Origin of the sequence: Martelella mediterranea DSM 17316, assembly GCF_002043005.1 — a bacterium.
GTDB classification, from domain to species: Bacteria; Pseudomonadota; Alphaproteobacteria; order Rhizobiales; family Rhizobiaceae; genus Martelella; species Martelella mediterranea.
Genome location: NZ_CP020330.1, coordinates 2,177,161 through 2,195,359, shown reverse-complemented (window position 1 = coordinate 2,195,359; position 18,199 = coordinate 2,177,161). Strand labels below are relative to the sequence as shown.

At 63.2% G+C, this 18,199-nt stretch carries 16 protein-coding genes and 1 tRNA gene; 5 read left to right on the top strand and 12 right to left on the bottom strand.

Features of this window, described 5'->3' with window-relative positions; genetic code table 11:
• The first annotated feature begins 4 nt into the window (after positions 1-4).
• The 3 genes from aspT to Mame_RS10250 all read left to right on the top strand — a co-directional run bounded on the left by aspT (position 5) and on the right by Mame_RS10250 (position 3,832).
• Complete coding sequence (gene aspT / locus Mame_RS10260; RefSeq protein WP_026173125.1) at positions 5-1,693, top strand: aspartate-alanine antiporter; 1,689 nt, start codon at positions 5-7, stop codon at positions 1,691-1,693.
• Positions 1,694-1,709: 16 nt separating this feature from the next.
• Positions 1,710-2,558 (top strand): YrhK family protein, encoded by an 849-nt coding sequence (locus tag Mame_RS10255; RefSeq protein WP_155122077.1) that lies wholly within the window; start codon positions 1,710-1,712, stop codon positions 2,556-2,558.
• 176 nt (positions 2,559-2,734) lie between these two features.
• Complete coding sequence (locus tag Mame_RS10250; protein ID WP_018062757.1) at positions 2,735-3,832, top strand: linear amide C-N hydrolase; 1,098 nt, start codon at positions 2,735-2,737, stop codon at positions 3,830-3,832.
• Here the strand turns inward: Mame_RS10250 and Mame_RS10245 are convergent.
• The 8 genes from Mame_RS10245 to Mame_RS10210 form a co-directional block, all read right to left on the bottom strand.
• Positions 3,816-5,723, bottom strand: a complete 1,908-nt coding sequence (locus Mame_RS10245) for a heavy metal translocating P-type ATPase (protein WP_018062758.1) — start codon at positions 5,721-5,723, stop codon at positions 3,816-3,818. The genes Mame_RS10250 and Mame_RS10245 overlap by 17 nt on opposite strands.
• A gap of 305 nt (positions 5,724-6,028) precedes the next feature.
• Positions 6,029-6,541, bottom strand: a complete 513-nt coding sequence (locus Mame_RS10240; protein ID WP_018062759.1) for a hypothetical protein — start codon at positions 6,539-6,541, stop codon at positions 6,029-6,031.
• Positions 6,534-7,838 carry a hypothetical protein gene (locus tag Mame_RS27295; protein ID WP_018062760.1) on the bottom strand — a complete coding sequence of 435 codons (1,305 nt, stop codon included), beginning with the start codon at positions 7,836-7,838 and terminating at the stop codon, positions 6,534-6,536. Before Mame_RS27295 ends, Mame_RS10240 begins: the two co-directional genes overlap by 8 nt.
• Positions 7,835-8,593: an ABC transporter ATP-binding protein gene (locus Mame_RS10230; RefSeq protein WP_018062761.1), complete on the bottom strand. Its 759-nt coding sequence runs from the start codon at positions 8,591-8,593 to the stop codon at positions 7,835-7,837. Before Mame_RS10230 ends, Mame_RS27295 begins: the two co-directional genes overlap by 4 nt.
• Positions 8,590-9,645, bottom strand: coding sequence for a FecCD family ABC transporter permease (locus Mame_RS10225; protein ID WP_018062762.1), 1,056 nt, complete (start codon positions 9,643-9,645; stop codon positions 8,590-8,592). Before Mame_RS10225 ends, Mame_RS10230 begins: the two co-directional genes overlap by 4 nt.
• Positions 9,642-10,730, bottom strand: coding sequence for an ABC transporter substrate-binding protein (locus tag Mame_RS10220; RefSeq protein ID WP_018062763.1), 1,089 nt, complete (start codon positions 10,728-10,730; stop codon positions 9,642-9,644). The genes Mame_RS10225 and Mame_RS10220 overlap by 4 nt, the downstream gene beginning before the upstream one ends.
• 208 nt (positions 10,731-10,938) lie before the next feature.
• A tRNA-Arg gene (locus Mame_RS10215) sits at positions 10,939-11,015 on the bottom strand.
• 68 nt (positions 11,016-11,083) lie between these two features.
• Positions 11,084-12,247, bottom strand: coding sequence for a M20 aminoacylase family protein (locus tag Mame_RS10210; protein WP_018062764.1), 1,164 nt, complete (start codon positions 12,245-12,247; stop codon positions 11,084-11,086).
• A gap of 191 nt (positions 12,248-12,438) precedes the next feature.
• On the opposite strand from Mame_RS10210, the gene Mame_RS10205 reads away from it, so the two are divergent.
• On the top strand, positions 12,439-13,527 hold the full coding sequence (locus Mame_RS10205; RefSeq protein WP_018062765.1) for a D-alanyl-D-alanine carboxypeptidase family protein: 1,089 nt from the start codon (positions 12,439-12,441) through the stop codon (positions 13,525-13,527).
• 8 nt (positions 13,528-13,535) lie between these two features.
• Positions 13,536-14,624 carry a CobW family GTP-binding protein gene (locus Mame_RS10200; protein WP_018062766.1) on the top strand — a complete coding sequence of 363 codons (1,089 nt, stop codon included), beginning with the start codon at positions 13,536-13,538 and terminating at the stop codon, positions 14,622-14,624.
• A 6-nt stretch (positions 14,625-14,630) separates the two neighbouring features.
• On the opposite strand, the gene Mame_RS10195 is transcribed toward Mame_RS10200, so the two are convergent.
• The 4 genes from Mame_RS10195 to xerD form a co-directional block, all read right to left on the bottom strand.
• Positions 14,631-14,873 carry a sulfurtransferase TusA family protein gene (locus tag Mame_RS10195; RefSeq protein ID WP_018062767.1) on the bottom strand — a complete coding sequence of 81 codons (243 nt, stop codon included), beginning with the start codon at positions 14,871-14,873 and terminating at the stop codon, positions 14,631-14,633.
• Positions 14,870-16,075, bottom strand: coding sequence for a L,D-transpeptidase family protein (locus Mame_RS10190; protein WP_026173126.1), 1,206 nt, complete (start codon positions 16,073-16,075; stop codon positions 14,870-14,872). Before Mame_RS10190 ends, Mame_RS10195 begins: the two co-directional genes overlap by 4 nt.
• 142 nt (positions 16,076-16,217) lie before the next feature.
• Positions 16,218-17,171: an acetyl-CoA carboxylase carboxyltransferase subunit alpha gene (locus Mame_RS10185; RefSeq protein WP_018062769.1), complete on the bottom strand. Its 954-nt coding sequence runs from the start codon at positions 17,169-17,171 to the stop codon at positions 16,218-16,220.
• Between the two features lie 74 nt (positions 17,172-17,245).
• Complete coding sequence (gene xerD, locus Mame_RS10180; protein WP_018062770.1) at positions 17,246-18,184, bottom strand: site-specific tyrosine recombinase XerD; 939 nt, start codon at positions 18,182-18,184, stop codon at positions 17,246-17,248.
• Positions 18,185-18,199: the final 15 nt, after the last annotated feature.

The following is an 18,199-nucleotide window of genomic DNA, read 5'->3' as shown; positions in this document are numbered from 1 at the left end:
TAACATGCTCGACTGGCTGGCAACCACGCTGCGTGAAAACGTGGAAATTCCCCTCTTCCTCGCCCTGTTCGCGGGCTACACTCTCGGACGGGTCAAGATCGCTGGCATCTCGCTCGGCGATGTCACCGCAACGCTGCTGGCAGCATTGGTGATCGGCCAGATCGGCATCACCGTCTCGAACGACGTGAAGACGGTGTTCTTCGTGTTCTATTTGTTTGCCGTCGGATACAGCGCGGGGCCGCAATTCGTGCGCGGTCTCTTCTCGGGCGGGCTGCAGCAGGCGGCGTTCGCCGCGCTCGTCTGCCTGATGAGCCTCGGCGCGGTCTACCTCGCCGTCCGCCTTGCCGGATATGACGTCGGCATTGCCGCCGGGCTCTACGCCGGCTCGACCACGACATCATCCGCGCTCGGCCTCTCCCAAACAGCGATTTCGCAATCGGCGATCTCTGCCGCCGCCAAGACCAGCGCCAACCAGATCCTCCCCGCCGCTTTCTCGATCAGCTATGTGATCGGCACATTCGGCTCGGTGGTGATGCTCGGCATACTGGGCCCCAAGCTGATGCGGGTCGACATCGCCGCCGCCTGCCGCGACTATATCCGCCGGGTCGGCGGCGCCGGCGACCGCAGCGGCCGAGGCACGGCCTGGCATCAATATGTCGCGCGCGCCTACCGCGTTGACGAGGGCGCGCCGCTCGACGGGTTGACGGTCTTTGCGGCCGAACATTTCTTCAAGGGCCACCGCCTGTTCATCGCCCGCCTGCGCCGGGACGGCGCGATCACCGAGGCGACCGCCGACACGGTTATCAAGCCGGGCGATGTCCTTGCCTTCGCCGGCGAGCGCCACGTGCTGCTCGGCGAGATCGGCAGGGTGCTCGCCGAGGTCGATGACGCGGAGCTTCTCGGCGTGCAGGTCGAGGGCACCGACATTTTGGTGACGGCGAAGAACATTCACCGCAAGTCGCTTTCCGAACTCGCCCACATGCCCGAGACGCGCGGGATATTCCTCACGGGCATCCGGCGGGGCGCCATGTCGGTCGACATACCGATCCTGCCCGATACCAGGCTCTATCGCGGCGATGTCGTCACCGTGGTCGGGCGCTCGGCGGATATTTCAGCGGTAGCACGCAAGTTCGGCTATCTCGACCGCGAGACCAACCGCGCCGACATCGCCTTCATCGCCGCCGCCATTATCGTCGGCGCGCTGATCGGTTCGCTGACGCTCCGGGTCGGCTCGGTGCCGCTGACGCTGTCGACGGCTGGCGGCGTGCTGCTGGTCGGCCTGCTATTCGGCTGGCTGCGCTCGATCCGCCCTGCCTTCGGCCGGGTGCCGCAGGCAACGACCTGGTTCATGAACTCGATCGGGCTCAACATGTTCATCGCCGTGGTCGGCCTCTCGGCGGGGCCAAGCGTGATCGCGGGATTGAAGGAGCTTGGTTTCGTCTTCGTGCTGTGGAGCATTTTCGCGGCTGCGCTGCCAATGCTGCTGTCGATCTATATCGGCAAATACATCTTCCGCTTCGATGATGCGATCCTGCTCGGTTGCTGCGCCGGCGCGCGCACGGCCGCCGCTCCGCTTGGCATGATCACCGACAAGGCGGAAAGCCAGGTGCCGTCTCTCGGCTTTTCGGTCCCCTACGCAACATCGAGCACGATCCTGACCCTGTTCGGCATCGTGATCGTGCTGATAAGCTGATGGTGCGGACGAGATGATGAACCAGAAAGCCCAAAACCCCGCCAGAGAGCCCCATGAGGAGGCGCGCGGCCCCTGGCCGTTCGTGACGCTCCGCCGGTATCACAGGGCCGGAAGACCGCTGCTCTGGCTCGCCCGCGACCACCGCAAGGGACTGTTCCGGGAACGGCGCGCGCTGGAGCACACCCGGGCAGCGCCCTGGCACACCGCGCGCTACAACTGGATCATGGGGCTGATCTTCTGCATCGGCTCGTTCCTGTTCATGCTCGGCAGCGTGCTGGCGCTGTTTCCGGCGCTGACCAAAGGCCTGCCGGACTGGGCGGCCAATGTCACCTTCTTCGCCGGCTCGATCCCGTTTACCACCGCCGCCTATCTTCAGCTTTTCCAGGCGGCCAATGCCGACGAGACCTATACCAGCGGCGCGAAGCGGCCCAACCTCTTCGGATGGGACCCCAAAAGCGTCGGCTGGATCAGCGCCGCGACCCAGTTCGTGGGTACCGTCGCCTTCAACTTCAACACCTTCGACGCCATCAAGGCCCCGTCCGGCTGGCTGATGCAGAATACCGTGATCTGGCTGCCCGGCATGATCGGCTCGGTGCTGTTCCTGGTCTCGGCCTATCTCGCCTATATCGAGACCAGCCATGCGCACGACATCCGCCCGCGGCGCGAGATCGCCTGGTGGATCGTCGCGATCAATCTTCTCGGCTGCATCGCCTTCATGATCGCCTCGACGGTCGCCTATGTGCCCCATGGCACCGATCCGCAATGGGCGCTCGATGCCTCCAACGCCAATCTCTGGTTCGGGGCCTTCTGCTTTTTCGTCGCCGCCGCGCTGAGCATGGTCGAGGCGCGCCACGCGGCGCATTGAACAATGGCGTCTGATATGCTGAAACCGACAGGACAAGGGGGAGATCGGATGACGGACAAGGGCTATGCCGACTGTTCGATCGGACAGTGCACGAAAACACGCCGTCACGGTAATCTGATCCGCCTTCGGTAACCGCGAACGACCTACCAGGCCAGCAAAGCTTCAAAGAGGATACCATGTGCACATCGCTTCTTCTCAAAGACCTTTCGGGCTCCGTCTATGCGGGGCGCACACTCGAACTGCCGGTGGAACTGCCCTATCTCGTCGCGTTCCTTCCGAAGGGCACGAAGCTTTCATCGAAGGCCGGCAACCACGCGCCGCTGAATTACGACTGCAAATATGACGTGTTCGGCATCGTCGTGCCCAATGGCAGCGCGGACGACCTCAAGGTCGTCGAAGGCTTGAACGATGCCGGGCTCAACTTCAGCCTGCTCGCCTTTTCCGAGACCCATGGTCCGGACGACACGTTTGCCGCCGATGTGCCGGTGCTTTCCGCCATCGATCTCGGCGCTTGGATGCTGGCGCGGTTTTCCACTGTCGCCGAGGTCAAGGCCGCGCTGGAGGAACAGTCCGTGCTGGTCGATCCGCTGGCCGCGCTGGGCGGCGTCGTGCCGCCGTTCCACTACACCGTTCACGACAAGACCGGCGCATCGATCGTGATCGAGTTCTTCAACGGCGAGCGCCATGTGTTCGACAATCCGACCGGGGTGATGACCAACAGCCCGCGCTTCGACTGGCACCTGACCAACCTCAACAATTACACCCATCTCAGCAATGTCGATCATTCCAACGCGACCTTTCTCGGCCAGGACTTCATCCAGCCGGATTCGGGCATCGCCACGGTTACGCTGCCCTCCTCCGACACCGCTGTCGATCGCTTCGTACGCGCGGTCTACTATGCCAATTTCTCCGAAAAGACCGACGGCCAGGAAGCGACGATCCGACAGCTCGGCCATGTCATGAACAAGTTCGACCGCCCGAAGGGCGCCTCGGTCTATTCGAGCGCGAAAGCGAGCGCCCTGACCAAATCGGCAGGCGACCTGACGGGCCAGTCCGGCGGGGCGCCGCCCGAATTCATTACCGAATATACCTCGTGGATCACCCTGATCGACCTCGCCCGCGGCGCCGTCTTCGTTCGGACTTACAACAGCCTGGGCTATGCGAAGTTCGATCTGGCGACGCTGAAGGAGCAGGCATCGACGCCGAAGATCATCCCGCTCGAAGCGCTCGGCCAACACGCATTCGACGCTGACGGGCTCATGGCCGCGCACTGACCCGCTGCTCTGTGAAGCCCGTTGATTGGAGGCCTTGTGCGGATTGCGCCGCCTGCTTTGGCACGATCCTCAAGGCGCGCAGCGCGTTCAGGATAACGGCAACGTCTATCACTTCCTGAAGTATCGCGCCCTCGACGGGCGTGAGATACCCCAGGGCCGCGGCAATCATCCCGGCAACGGAAAGGCCGATGCCGACCGCCACGCTTTCAAGCGCGATCCTGCGCGACCGTCGGGCGACCTCGATCCCCGACAGAAGCCGGTCAAGGCTGTCGACCAGCAGAACCACGTCCGCGGCCTCCGCCGAGGCCGCGGCGCCGCGTGCCCCCATCGCGACCCCGATGTCGGCCGCCGCCAGCGCGGGAGCATCGTTGACGCCGTCGCCGACCATCATCACCGGGCCATTCTTGCGCTCCGTCAAAACCAGAAGCACCTTTTGGTCTGGCGTCAGTTCGGCCCGCACCGCATCGAGACCCAAGCCGTCCGTCACGGCCTCCGCCACCGCTCGGCGATCACCGGTCGCCAACAGGATGCGCGCAACTCCAAGCCGGCGCAATCCCGCCAGAAGCCCTGCGGTGCCTGCCCGCAGCGCATCCGCCATCACCAGATGACCCATGATCTTGCCATCGACCGCCAGCGACACGACGACCGAACCGGCCGCGACCACCGCGCTGTCGGTATCGGCCATACCGATCTGAGAGGCGACGAAACGCGCGCCCCCGACCACCACCTTCCTGCCTCCGATGGTTCCCGAAACACCCTGTCCGGGCATCTCGACCACGTTTTCCGGAACCGGGAGAATGGCATCATGGCGCCGGGCGGCAGCCACGACCGCCTGCGCAATCGGGTGTTTCGATGCCTGATCAAGCGCGGCGGCGAAATAGAGGACTTCGTCTTCGGTCATATCGCCAAGCGTCTGGGTTGATACCAGCTGCGGGCGTCCGTCTGTCAGCGTACCGGTCTTGTCGAGAATCAGCGTCCTGATCCGCGCCAACGCCTCCAGCGGCTTTGCGCCCTTGATCAGAACGCCGAACCGGGCCGCCCGCGACATGCCTGCGACCAGCGCCACCGGAACGGCAAGGATCAGCGGACAGGGTGTCGCCACGACCAGAACCGCCACCGCGCGGATCGGATCGCCGGTTGTCCACCAGGCCGCCGCCGAAAGAGCGATGGTGACGGCGAGGAATATCAGCGACCAGCGGTCGGCCAGCCGGGCCATCGGGGCCTTGGACGCCTGCGCCGCCTCGACCAGCCGGACGATCCCGGCATAGGTGCTTTCGGCGGCCCGCCGCGTGGCCCGCAGATCGAATGCATCGCCGGCATTGGTGGAGCCACTCATCACATCCTGGCCCCGGTCCAGACGCACGGGCATGGATTCGCCCGTCAACGCCGATTGGTCCAGCACCGCCCGATCACTTTCCACAGTGCCGTCGACGGATGCGACATCGCCCTGGCGGATCAGCAGAAGATCGCCCGGCGCGATGGCGTTCAACGACACCTCCTCCAGCGCGCCATTGCTGTACCGCGTCGCGGTTCTTGGCACGCGGGAGAGAAGATCGCTCATTTCGCGGCGGGCGCGGCCCTCGGCGAAACTCTCCAGAAACGTGCCGCCCGAATACATCACGGCGACCACCGCCGCGGCGAGAGTTTCGCCAACCAACAGGGCCGCCGACATCGACAGAGCCGCCACGATATCGAGCCCGACCTCGCCCTTCGCAAGGCTGCGCACGATCTCGACCAGCAAAGCGGCAAGGACGGGCATCACGCCCGCCGCCCAGAGAACGGTCGCCGGCTCTGAAAGGCCGGCGAGGTTGAGCGCGAGTCCCGCGCCAAGCCCGAGCGCGGCAATGGCAAGAAGGCCGGCCTTGAGGTATCTGGGAAGCCACGCGTTCATCGACAGTTCCGCCTCCGATGACGGCCTGAGCTCCCTGGAACGCGGGTCTTCCGCGCGCCGGGGCTATCGGGCAGCATGTGTATCGCAAGCTTTATAAGCCGCGCGCCCCTTCCTTTGCCATAGGGACGATACCATTTCGCCGCCGCAAGCGGGCTCTGCGCCCGATCCGGAACAGCCCGCCGTGCCTCGAAGAGCGACCGGTTTACGTCGGCGGCCAGAACGAACGCGCGAAGTCTGCATATTCTGCCTGTGGGCGTCGCCGGATCGCCTTCGGAAACGCGTTCTGTAGTAAAACCGATCGAAGATCACTCAAGCAGCCGCGCTCGGTATATCTCATCCGCGGCCAGCGGCAGGAGCCGTTCCGCCATCTCGGCCTTCAGGGCTTCGTGGCGTGCCGTTTCGTCGGCAGACTTGTGGGCCTTGCCGCCAAGCCGCACGAATTCCTCACGAACATGGCCGGGCTTTATCACTGCTTCCGCGACCTTACCGCGATAGGCAAAGCGGAAGACATAGGGGCCTGGCGGATCTGAGATGACGTCTTTGCCGCCGAGCGGACGGAAGACCGCCAACCGGTTTTCGGTCAGCGCGCGGGTCACCATTTCCAGCGCATCGCGGCCGCCCGGCCCGGTGAAGGCGGTCAGAATGGAGATCTCGCGTCGCTCGAGCGGCCTCTCATCCAGAAGCGGAAACGCCGCCTGCATCGCTTTCAGCCCATGCACCACGCCGCCGGGAAAGCCGCCGCCGTGATAGGCCATGATCATACCGAACGAAAAGGTCAGTTCCCGTCCGTTTTCGCAAACAGTTATCGTGTCATGCATTGAGAAATTCTTTCAGATTGGGAATGAACCGGTCAAGGAAACGGGTCGTCGCCGGCATGAAATGCGAACCGTGATGGAATATCGGGTCGAGCGACGAGACGATCATCCGCCCCGGAGTCGATGCTTCATCGACATAAAGAATCGCCCTGCCTTCGCCGTCCTGAATCAGGACGTCCGCGCCGTCGGGCGGCGTAAACCAGCCGTGCAGATGCCAGGTGACATCCCTGCCGGTCATTCCCGCCGTCAACGGATGCTCAGGAGCAACGATATCCACGCCGAGATCGGCGCCCTTTTCCAGCCACCACCACCAATTTGTCGGCGTCGGGGTAAATTCCACATTCGGCAGCCAGAGATGGGAGAGGCTTTCGCCCAATGCCACGACGGTCCCGCCAGCCCGAAGATGGGCCGCGACAAAATCCTTTGCGGCAATCATTCGCTGGGCAGGGGTGCGACAAGGCACCCACAACGCATCGTCAGGCATCAGCGTTTCTGGCAGTGCTTCTGGGGTGGTGATGACGTCCAGATATTGCGCATGACGCGGAGCCTCCAGCGCATGGATATGATAATAGCAGCCGGAGGAGGGCAGGACGAGACGCCTCCCGTTTCCCGACGCGCCTCCCGTACCCCGATAGGTTTCCGGTTCCGCCAGAGCTTGCCGGTAGCTCTCATCGGTACGGACAGCAGACATGCCGTCGATGCAGGCGCCGCCGGCTGTCCAGTTCATGATCCGGGCGGTAAGGGTCGCCGGCAATTCCCATTCGCGCCCCATGGTCGCCAGATCATTGCCGGAATGGCTGAAGATACGTCCGCCGCCGGGCCGCTCCCAGACCCAATCGACAGGCACCTGGGCCGGACCGAGACCATTGACGGCGACGGCGCGTTCGGGCAGCGGATTGCAACCTCGTCCGTAGAATCCGGCAACATTCTTGTTGGTTTCCAGCTTTTTCAGGTCGATACCGTCGAAGATCGGGTGGGTGTTCACGGCAGTGAGGTCGAAATCGGCCCGTTTGGGCATCCTGATCGGCCGGTATTGTTCCATACCGGCGACCAGTGGGCGCACCATATGGCCATTGAAGAACCAGCGGCCGCCGCGTGCGAGAAAGGCTTCGAGCGCCGGCCCGAAAGCCAGCATTGCATTCTGATCGAGTTGGTTGGAGGTAATCAGCCCGTTATATCGCGACAGATCCTGCGGTTTCAGGGCGTTCTGTTCCACAATGTCCAGCACGCCATCGGCCGCGGCGCGACGAACGGTTTCCGAGGGGCCTTCAAAGGATGATTTCACATAGAGCACGGTCATGCGTATTCGCGTCCCGCAAACGCCGGCACCACGGCGCGACGCGCGCCTCCGGCCTGGCCTTCCATTTCCACCCAGCGCATGTCGACGCCGTAGAGCGTGTTCAACAGATCCGGCGTGACCATTGCCTCGACCGTGCCGTTGATTTCGCGTCCGCCCGGCATCATCAGCAGCACGTCGTCGGCCGCCGCCAGCGCATGGTTGGGATCGTGCGTGGTAAACAGGATCGCCCGGTCGCGGCGGGCGCGCAACATGTTCAGAAGGTCGAGTGTCTTCGACTGGTTGCCGAGATCGAGCGCAGAGGTCGGTTCGTCGAAGACGAGCGCCGGAGAGCCGGTGGCGAGCGCGCGAGCAATCAGGATCATCTGCCGCTGACCGCCGGACATGCGGTCGTAGCGCTGATCGGCAAGGTGGGAAGCGCCTACGATATCCAGCGCTTCCCGCGCCGCCTCGATATCATCCTTCCCGGGCTGGCCGAAAAGCCCGATGCGGGCGGCTTGGCCCATGACCACGACGTCAATGCCGGAAAGCTTCGCCTGCGACGCGCCATGCTGCGGCACATAACCTGCAATCTTCGGGGCGGTACGCCTGCCGGCCGCAAGCGGCTGGAAGCCTAGCAGGGCCCGCAGCAGCGTCGTCTTGCCGCGCCCGTTCGGTCCGAGAACGGCCATGCTCCGCCCGACAGGGACCTCGAAGGTGACATCGCGAAAGATAACCCGGCTACCGAAGGAAATGGCAGCCCCCTCAAGTCCGATCATGGCTGGTTCGCCTTCGAAAAATGACGCCTGAGCAGAATGCCGAACACCGGCGCGCCGATCAGCGCCGTCAGCACTCCGAGCGGTATCTCCGCCGCGGTCAGCGTGCGGGCGAGCGTATCGACAAAGGTGAGATAGGCCGCGCCCAGAATGGCGGATGCCGGTATCAAAACCCGGTGGTCCTCGCCGACCAGGATGCGGGCGGCATGAGGAACGACGAGACCGATCCAGCCGATGATGCCGGCAACCGCGACGGATGTCGCCGTCATCAGCGCCGTGGCGACGAAGATATACCAGCGTTCGCGATCCGGATCGACGCCGAGCGAACGGGCCTCGGTGTCCTCCAGCGCCAGCAGGTTCAGCCGGTATCGAAACAGCCAGACGGCGAGGAGGCCGATGGCGAGCCCCGGCAGCCCCAGCCAGAACCGGGCCCAGGTGGCCGTCGAAAACGATCCCATCAGCCAGTAGACGATCGCTGGAAGCGAGGTGTTGGGGTCGGCGAGGAACTGGACGATCGAAACGAGCGCGGCGAAAAGCGCGCCGATCACCATACCCGAAAGGATGACGGTGACGATCTCGGTCCGCCCGTTGATGCGGGCGAGAAGGCCAACCAGCACAAGGGCCGCGAGGCCGAAGATGAATGCAAGCCCCAGCAGCGTCACGCCGGCATAGCCAAGCAGGATAGCGAGCGCTCCGCCAAAGGCCGCACCCTGGCTGATGCCGAGCACCTGGGGCGAGACCAGAGGGTTGCGGAAGACCCCCTGAAGCGCCGCCCCTCCGACAGCAAGAGCGGCCCCCGAGACGGCCGCGATCAGCACGCGCGGCATGCGCACCAGAAGCACGATGCGCTGGTCGATGCTGTCTAGCGGCGCGGACGGATTGGCGATCCATTGCAGGATGATTTCCGCGATCCGCCCCGGGGAGACCGAAAACCGCCCAGCTCCGATCGAAAAGATGAAGGCTGCGGCGAGCGCCGCCAGCATCGCCCCGAACAGGCCCGCCCTGAGAGCGCCGGCCCCGCCATGCAGCCGGGCGCCGGCTTCCGTCATGCTCATGACTTCGACTTGAACTGATCGTAGTTGGCTGCCCCGTCGTTGAGGTCGATCCAGAGGATGTTGTCGATATCTTCTTCGGTCAGGTCATAGTCATAGATGGTCTTGTAGGCCTTCTTCATCTCGGCCCTGAGGTCGTAGTCGAAGACATCCGGATGGAGAAGATCGGCGAGCCACATCCAGGTCAGCGGGCTCTCGGTGTTCGGCGGGTCCCAGCGGTAGCCGCCGAGCGGCATGCGATAGACCTTGTGATTCTGAGCCGCATTGGTAAGCGAGAGGATGGGGTCGTCGTAAATCCGTTCCGGCGAGATGTCGCTCTCGAAATTGTTGAGCAGGATGACGTCCGGGTTCCATTCGGCAATCTGTTCCGGATTGATCGTGACGCCGTTGGCTTCGAGATCGGCCGACGCGCTCGTTCCGCCCGTCAATTCGATATACCAGGTGTTGTAGTTGTTCCTGGCGCCGGAAGCGATCAGGGTTTCCATGGCGCGCTGCAGGTAGAGCACTTTGGGCTTTTCTGCGTCTGCGATCGCGGAGGCCTTGCCGGCGACATCCGAAGCCACGTCTTCGCGCCATTCGATCAGCGGACCGATACGGTCTTCGCGCCCCATGGCCTTGGCCGACATCGTCATGTATTCGCGCGTCTTTTCCTCCGTGCCGTAGGAAATCAGCATGGCGGTAAGGCCGGCATTGGTAATCGGATCGACAAGATCATCGCCGCGATCCGCCCATTGGACGACGAGGTCTGGATTGGTAGCCGCCAGTTCCTCGACATTGGGAATGAAGTTCGGCGCGGTGATGTCGGAGGGAATGTTGACGGCTTCCGGATAGATCTTGCCCAGAATGCCTTCCAGAACGGCCTGCTTGGCCACCGGGTTCATGCCGACCTGCTTTTCGACGCCGCCATCAATCGCTATCAGCGTCGATGCCATCGGCATCGGGATCGACGCGACCCGTTCCGCCGCCCCTTCGAGCCTGACCTCCCGTCCCGCCTGATCGGTCATTTCGATCGGATCGGCCATGGCGGCATGCGCGGCCAGGGCAATGAACGCGCCTGACAGGATTCCAGTGGCTATGCAGACTTTCATCAACGTCTCCCACGAGTAAAGCGATACAAGAATCGCGTTATATTAACATGATTTTTGTAGTCAAGTTTTATCAGTGAATACAGGACAACTTACGGACCCGGCAGGCGAGGCAAGGCCTGAGGCAACAAGATGACGAGGCTGGACAAAGCACCGAACCTGGAAAATCCGGTGAGCCGCTCTGGATGACGGATTGTATGATTGAAATCGATGGTGATCCCGACGCGATTCGAACGCGTGACCCTCAGATTAGGAATCTGATGCTCTATCCTGCTGAGCTACGGGACCACTCGCCTCTCCATACAAAAGCAGGGCCCCGATGAAAAGCCCTGTTTTTGCTTTGCGGCAACCATGCCTCAGGCGGCGAGGCGGGCTTCGGCAAGGCGGACCCAGTAGGAAATGCCGTGGGCGAGCGCCTCGTCGTTGAAATCATAGTCCGGATTGTGCAGGCCGGCGCTGTCGCCATTGCCGAGCATGATGAAGGCGCCGGGCCTTGCCTCCAGCATGTAGGAAAAATCCTCCGCCGCCGTCCAGGGCGCAACCGCGGTGTTGACCGCCTCCGCCCCGGCAACCGCGATCGCCGCATCCGCGGCATGGCGCGTCTCTTCCTCGTGATTGACCGTCGCGGGATAGTTGCGGGTGTATGTCACCACGGCCTCGCCGCCCTGGGCAGCGGCAATGCCTTCGGCGATGGCCTTGAGCCGCTGCTCCGCCATGTCGCGGTTTTCCGGCGTGAAGGAGCGCACCGTGCCGCCGAGTTCGGCCTCCGAAGGGATGACATTGTGGGCAAAGCCCGCATGAAATTCGGTCACCGAAACCACAAGCGCGCCCACCGGATCGGCGCTGCGCGAGACGATGGTCTGCAGCGCGCCGACGATCTGGCTGCCGATCACGACCGGATCTATGGTCGTGTGCGGCTGGGCCGCGTGACCGCCCTTTCCCCGGATCAGGATCCGGAACTCGTCGGTCGCCGCCATGATCGGGCCGGGCCGGATCGCGAATTCTCCCACGGGAAGGCCGGGGAAATTATGCATGCCGTAGACCTCGGCGATCGAAAACCGGTCCATCAGCCCGTCCTCGATCATCGCCTTGCCGCCGCCGCCGCCTTCTTCCGCCGGCTGGAAGATCACGACCACCCTGCCCCTGAAATTCCGCGTCTCGGCGAGGTATTTCGCCGCACCCAGCAGCATCGCCATATGGCCGTCATGGCCGCAGGCATGCATCTTGCCGGGAACCGTCGAGGCCCACGGACGGCCGGTTTTCTCATTGATGGGCAAGGCATCCATATCGGCGCGCAAGCCGATCGTGCGCCCCTCGCCCGCCCGGCCATGGATGACGCCGACAAGCCCGGTGCGGCCGATGCCTTCAACGACCTCGTCGACACCGAACTGCCGCAATTGTTCTGCTATGAAGCCCGCCGTCGCCTCGACGTCGTAGAGCAGTTCCGGATGCCGATGAAGGTGATGGCGCCATTCGGTCGCTTGACTTTGGAGTTCGGCGGCGTAGTTCAGCACCGGCATTAATGATACCCCTGCATTTTTGCAAAATTCGTTGTAAAACACGCTAATATTAAGTGGGATCAAAACGTGTCCGCATCAAGAAGACGAGCCCTTCAAGGGGTATATCGATAGCAGCCGACAGGCAAGCAGAGAGAGCTACCGTGTTTCAAATCGCCAGGACGAAATCGACAACCCGGCACCTTGGTCGGAGGATGGCCGCCGCTGTGCTGTTCGCCGGAATAATGCTCGCAACGCTGGTTTCCGCCGGCGCGGCGGCGCTCGCTCATCCCTATATCGTGGTCGATGCCAAAACCGGGCGCGTGCTGTTTGCCAATGAACCGTTCAAGAAATGGTATCCGGCGTCCCTCACCAAGCTGATGACCGCCTATCTCGTATTCGAGGACATGAAAGCGGGTCGGCTCGATCCGCGCGCGGCGATCACCTTTTCGGCCGCCGCCGCCAACGAGCCCGCCTCGAAGATGTATTTCGCCCCCGGCACGCGCGTGTCGGTCGACAACGCGCTGAAGATGATGCTGGTGCATTCGGCCAATGACGCCGCCCATGCCGTGGCCGATGCCGCGATCGGCGGCCGCGACGCCTTCATCGCGCGCATGAATGAAAAGGCCAAGCAACTCGGCATGGTCGACACCCATTTCGTCAACGCCAACGGCATGACCTCGATGGCCAATCCGCAGACCGGCCAATATACCACCGCGCGCGACATGGCTGTGCTGGCGCTTGCCATGAGCCGCGACTTTCCGGAATACCAGTATTATTTCACCATCCCCGGCATAGCGGCCGACAGCGGAAAATACCGCAACACCAATCTGCTGGTCGGCAATTTCGACGGCGCCACGGGCATGAAGACCGGCTTCGTCTGCGCCTCGGGCTATAATCAGGTGTCCTCGGCCAAGCGCGGCGGCCGCGAGGTGATTGCCGTCGCCTTCGGCGCCAACAGCGTGCCCGCGCGCGCCGACAAGGCCGCCGAGCTGCTGCAGGCCGGGCTGACGTCCAACGACCGTTCCGGGCCGGAGCTTTCGAGCTATCTGCCGCCGCCCGCTCCGGATCGCCCCGTTGCCGATATCACCAACGAGGTCTGCAGCGCGCAGGCCGTCCAGGACCGCGGCGATATCCGCGATGAGGACGGCAACTACATCTTCAAGTCGCCCTATCTGAAGCCGCTGCCGAAGGAATACGCGACCATCGACGCCTTCCGCCTGCCGAACGACACCGAAACCGTGGCGGGCGCGCTCGATAATCTCACCTATGTGCCGCTGCCCTATGCCCGGCCCGAGCAATAGAAGCCAGAATGTATCAGCCATCGCATCCCATCCCCGTCTCGATCGTCACCGGCTTTCTCGGCGCGGGCAAATCGACGCTTCTGAACCGCCTTCTCGGTGATCCGGCGCTTGCCGACGCGGCCGTGATCATCAACGAATTCGGCGCGGTCGGCATCGACCATCTTCTGGTCGAACGCTCCGGCGATTCGGTCATCGAGCTTGCCAATGGCTGCCTGTGCTGCACCGTCCGCGGCGAGCTGATCGACACGCTCGCCGACCTGCTGGACCGGATGCAGACCGGGAAGATCAAACCGGTTAACCGGGTGATCATCGAGACCACCGGCCTTGCCGATCCGGTTCCGGTGCTGATGGCGATCATGGCGCATCCGGCGATCGCCGCCGCCTTTTCGGTCGATGGCGTGGTGACCCTGGTGGATGCGGTGACCGGGATCGAGGCGCTGGAACGCCATGACGAAGCGGCCCGCCAGGTCGCGGTCGCCGATCGCCTCGTCATCACCAAGACCGATCTCGTCGCCACCGAGGTTGCGGCAAGCTTTGCCAAACGGCTCGCCGGCATCAATCCGACCGCGGAAATCGTGGACGGCGCGGCGCCGATGGCCGCCAGTCCCGGCCTTCTGGTCGCGGGCCTGTTCGATCCGGCGCGCAAATCGGCCGAGGTCGGCGAATGGCTGCGGGCGGCCGAAACCGGCCACGACCACCACCATCACGACGTCAATCGCCATGACGAGCATATCCGCGCCTTCGCGCTTCTTGCGGGCGCGCTCCCGTCGCGACAGGTCATCGAAGCCTTCCAGCATCGCCTTGCCCGCGAACACGGCGACCATATCCTGCGCATCAAGGGGATCTTGGCGATTGCCGGCGAGCCTCGCCCGCTTGTGATCCACGGCGTCGGCGCCACTGTCTATCCGTCGCGTTATCTCGCCGGCTGGCCGGTGGACTGCGCGCCTGAAACGCGGATCGTCGTGATTGGCGCGGACCTCAGCGAGAAGGCGGTGCGAGATCTCTTCGCAAGCTTCCTGAACCGGCCGGCGATCGACCGTCCGGACCGGGCAGCACTTGAGGACAATCCGCTCGCGGCCTTCGGCTTCAGGCGCTGACAGGGTTCACGATCGCGCGATCACGAAACGATGACCGCTCTCGGTCTTTTCGCTTTCGATCAGCCGGTGTCCGTCCTGCTGGCAGAGATGGGGTATGTCGATCACGGCAAGCGGATCGGTGGTTTCCACCGTCAGCAGGCTTCCGGGCGCAAGCTCGGCCAGACGCTTGCCGGTCTTGAGCGCCGGCAGAGGGCATTTCAGCCCCTTCAGATCATAATGGAAGGACTTCGGCACGAAGCCGTCGCTCACCAGAATTTCCAGAAAGGCCTGTCGCCTTTCGTGGGCTGCTCCGGCTCGGCATAGGCCGCCATCGGGCTCGGCTCGGGAATCGGCACCGCAGAGGAAACCGGCACGTCCGGAACATCCGGGATCGCGGCCGTCTGGGTGACGGTATCGATTTCGGAAGCGACATCTTCCGGCGTTTCCAGCGGGCCGTATTTCGAGATCCGGTACTGTTCCACGGTCACGAAGCGGCCGGCTTCCAGCGAGGAACCGGTGGGCTGGTAGAGCGCATCGGTCGGATCCTCGCGCAGATCGGCGACGATGGCCTTGCGTTCCGCTTCGCTCGGATCGATCCAGACCTTGTCGTCGTTCTCGGCGAGCGCCTTGGCAAATTGCTTCTGATAGTCGCTCTGGTTCTGAGCCAGCGCCATCTTGTCCTGGGCGGAAAGATTGGACGCCATGACCGGGCAGGCGCGATCGGAGGCGAGATCGCCGCCATTGACCGGGTCCTTGTTGAACAGATATTCGCCGCCGCAGACATCGACGTCCGGAATCTTGTGGGTCACGTCGAAATAGTCGTAGCCTTCCTTCAGCATCTGCCAGAAGGGATAGTTTTCGTTATAGCGGTGGCGCACCATGTTTTCCGCGGTCATGCGGAACGGATAGGCCTGCAGCATGATCGCCTGCTGGCCGCCGGAAAAGGCATCGCGCGCGAAGGCGAAGATTTCCAGTATCTGCTCGTCAGTCATCGAATAGCAGCCGCGCGAGGAGCAGGCGCCGTGGATCATCAGATCGGAGCCGGTGAACTGGTTGGCGCGGTCATAGCGGTTCGGATAGCCGGTATTGATCGCCAGGAAATATTGCGAATAGGGGTTCAGAAGACCCTTGGAGAGCGGATAGAAGCCCTCGGGCGCCTGCCGGTCGCCCTCCTTCTTCTTCGGGCCGAGCTTGCCGGACCAGGCGCAGATCTCGTAGGTCTCGAGTTCGCCATAGGTGCCGTCGCGCTTCTGCTTCCAGATTTCGAGAACGCCCTCTTCCTTGAAAATCCGGATCGTGATCGGCGCGTTCTTGGCCATGTCGTACTTGCTCATCTTCGCCACCATGGAAGACGGCAAAGAATAGTTCATCTTCTCCTGCACGGAGGAGAAGTCGGTACTGTCAAAAAAGCTGTTGCAGCCCGTCAGCGCCACAGCGGCGAACATTATCGGGGCCAGTACAGTCAAGCGCATGGATAGAACCTGCCGGATTTTGCTTTCAAACGCAACGGTCGCCCGCCGCTGAGTGGCACCATAATGCACAGTCAAACTTCAAGAAAGCGTTAACTCTTTCTTTCCGCCCCGATGGCGGCAACCCGGCAAGAGCGCGCAGCCCTCAGAGATTGCGGCCGATGGCAAGGAATTTCTGCCGCCGCATATTGCGGATTTCCTCGGAAGACTTGCCTTCGAATTCGTTGAGCCCCTCGGCGATCTGGTCGCCCGAAGCATCGATCACGGTATCGGCATGGCGATGCGCGCCGCCGACCGGCTCGGGGATGATCTCCTCGACGATGCCGAAACCCTTCAGATCCTGGGCGGTGATCTTCATGTTGGTGGCCGCTTCTTTGGCGCGGGCGGAATCGCGCCACAGGATCGAGGCCGCGCCTTCCGGCGAAATCACCGAATAGATCGCGTGCTCCAGCATATAGACCCGGTTGGCCGCCGCAATCGCGATCGCGCCGCCCGACATGCCCTCGCCGATCACCAGCGTGATCATCGGCACGCCGAGCCTGAGGCACATCTGGGTCGAGCGCGCGATCGCTTCGGCCTGTCCGCGCTCTTCAGCGCCGACGCCCGGATAGGCGCCCTGCGTGTCGACGATCGAGATCACCGGCAGGTTGAAGCGGTCGGCGAGCTCCATCAGGCGGATCGCCTTGCGGTAGCCTTCCGGCCGCGGCATGCCGAAATTATGCTTCAGGCGGCTCTTGGTGTCGTGGCCCTTTTCCTCGCCGATCACGGCGACCGGGCGTCCGCGGAACCGGGCAAGGCCCGCCTGGATCGCCGCGTCCTCGCCGAAATTGCGGTCGCCGGCAATCGTGGTGAACTCGGTGAACAGCCGCTTGGCATAGTCGAGAAAGTGCGGGCGCTGGGGGTGGCGGGCCACCTGCGCCTTCTGCCACGGCGAAAGCTTGCCGTAGATATCGGTCATCGCCTCGCTGACGCGGGTTTCCAGGCGCGCGATCTCTTCCGACGTGTCGATGCTCTCGCCGTCGTCGGCCAGTTTCTTCAGCTCGATAATCTTGGCCTCCAGGTCGGAGATCGGCCTTTCGAAATCGAGATAGCTGTACATTGTCGCAATTTCCCTGGGTTTTCCGCCGCGCCCGGAACCGCGTTCTCGGGCTTCCACTTACAATATTGTGCCGCTTAATCCCGTTTTTTGGCTTCTTTTGCAAGGGGGTGATGCATTTCCACCAGTTCCCTTAGCCTTTCTTCCAGCACATGGGTGTAGATCTGGGTGGTCGAGATATCGGCATGGCCGAGCATTTCCTGCACCGCGCGCAGGTCCGCGCCGTTCTGCAGCAGATGGCTGGCGAAGGCATGGCGCAGCACATGCGGCGAGATCGCTGTGGTCCTGAGCCCCGCCCGCGCGGCCAAGCCTTTCAGGTCGCGGGCGAAGACCTGGCGCGAAAGATGCCCGGCAGCGCCTCTCGAGGCGAACAGATAGGGGTTCTCGTCGTCGCCCGCTGCCTTCTGCCGCTCGGCGTCGAATGCCGTGAGCGCCTCCAGCGCCCTCAGCGACAGCGGCACGGCGCGCTCCTTGTTGCCCTTGCCGCGCACCGTGAGGAACCGCTCCTTCTTCTTCATCACGTTCGCCGGCAGCGTGACGAGCTCGGAAACCCGCATGCCGCTGGCATAAAGCGTCTCCAGAAGCGCGCTCATGCGCAGCTTCTCAAAATGCTGTGGACCGGGGGCGCTGGCCTCGGCCGCCGCCTGATCCAGCAGCCGGTCGACATCGGCGACCGAAAGGGTTTTCGGCAGCGGCCGCGCCTTTTTCGGCGCATCGATGACGCCGGTCGGATCGTCGCCGCGCAGGCCTTCGGCATAGAGAAACTGATAGAACTGCTTCAGCGCCGAAAGCCGCCTTGCCTGGGACGTGGCCGCAAAGCCGCGTTTTGCAAGGTCCGCGAGATAGGCCGAAACGTCGCCGGAAGCCGCGTCATCGACCGCAACCCCGCGATCAATCATGAAATCACGGTAATCGTCGAGATCGCGCTGATAGGCGGCAAGCGTATTGACTGCCGCCCCGCGCTCCGCGCTCAGCATTTCGATGAACGCCTCGATATGGGCGCCGGAAAGATCCAATGCGTTTAACTCCCT

Bases quoted from the DNA above. Each gene is read 5' to 3' on its own strand.
- aspT (WP_026173125.1), top strand. From the start codon at position 5: ATGCTCGACTGGCTGGCAACCACGCTGCGTGAAAACGTGGAAATTCCC.
- Mame_RS10255 (WP_155122077.1), top strand. From the start codon at position 1,710: ATGAACCAGAAAGCCCAAAACCCCGCCAGAGAGCCCCATGAGGAGGCG.
- Mame_RS10250 (WP_018062757.1), top strand. From the start codon at position 2,735: ATGTGCACATCGCTTCTTCTCAAAGACCTTTCGGGCTCCGTCTATGCG.
- Mame_RS10245 (WP_018062758.1), bottom strand. From the start codon at position 5,723: ATGAACGCGTGGCTTCCCAGATACCTCAAGGCCGGCCTTCTTGCCATT.
- Mame_RS10240 (WP_018062759.1), bottom strand. From the start codon at position 6,541: ATGCATGACACGATAACTGTTTGCGAAAACGGACGGGAACTGACCTTT.
- Mame_RS27295 (WP_018062760.1), bottom strand. From the start codon at position 7,838: ATGACCGTGCTCTATGTGAAATCATCCTTTGAAGGCCCCTCGGAAACC.
- Mame_RS10230 (WP_018062761.1), bottom strand. From the start codon at position 8,593: ATGATCGGACTTGAGGGGGCTGCCATTTCCTTCGGTAGCCGGGTTATC.
- Mame_RS10225 (WP_018062762.1), bottom strand. From the start codon at position 9,645: ATGAGCATGACGGAAGCCGGCGCCCGGCTGCATGGCGGGGCCGGCGCT.
- Mame_RS10220 (WP_018062763.1), bottom strand. From the start codon at position 10,730: ATGAAAGTCTGCATAGCCACTGGAATCCTGTCAGGCGCGTTCATTGCC.
- Mame_RS10210 (WP_018062764.1), bottom strand. From the start codon at position 12,247: ATGCCGGTGCTGAACTACGCCGCCGAACTCCAAAGTCAAGCGACCGAA.
- Mame_RS10205 (WP_018062765.1), top strand. From the start codon at position 12,439: ATGGCCGCCGCTGTGCTGTTCGCCGGAATAATGCTCGCAACGCTGGTT.
- Mame_RS10200 (WP_018062766.1), top strand. From the start codon at position 13,536: ATGTATCAGCCATCGCATCCCATCCCCGTCTCGATCGTCACCGGCTTT.
- Mame_RS10190 (WP_026173126.1), bottom strand. From the start codon at position 16,075: ATGCGCTTGACTGTACTGGCCCCGATAATGTTCGCCGCTGTGGCGCTG.
- Mame_RS10185 (WP_018062769.1), bottom strand. From the start codon at position 17,171: ATGTACAGCTATCTCGATTTCGAAAGGCCGATCTCCGACCTGGAGGCC.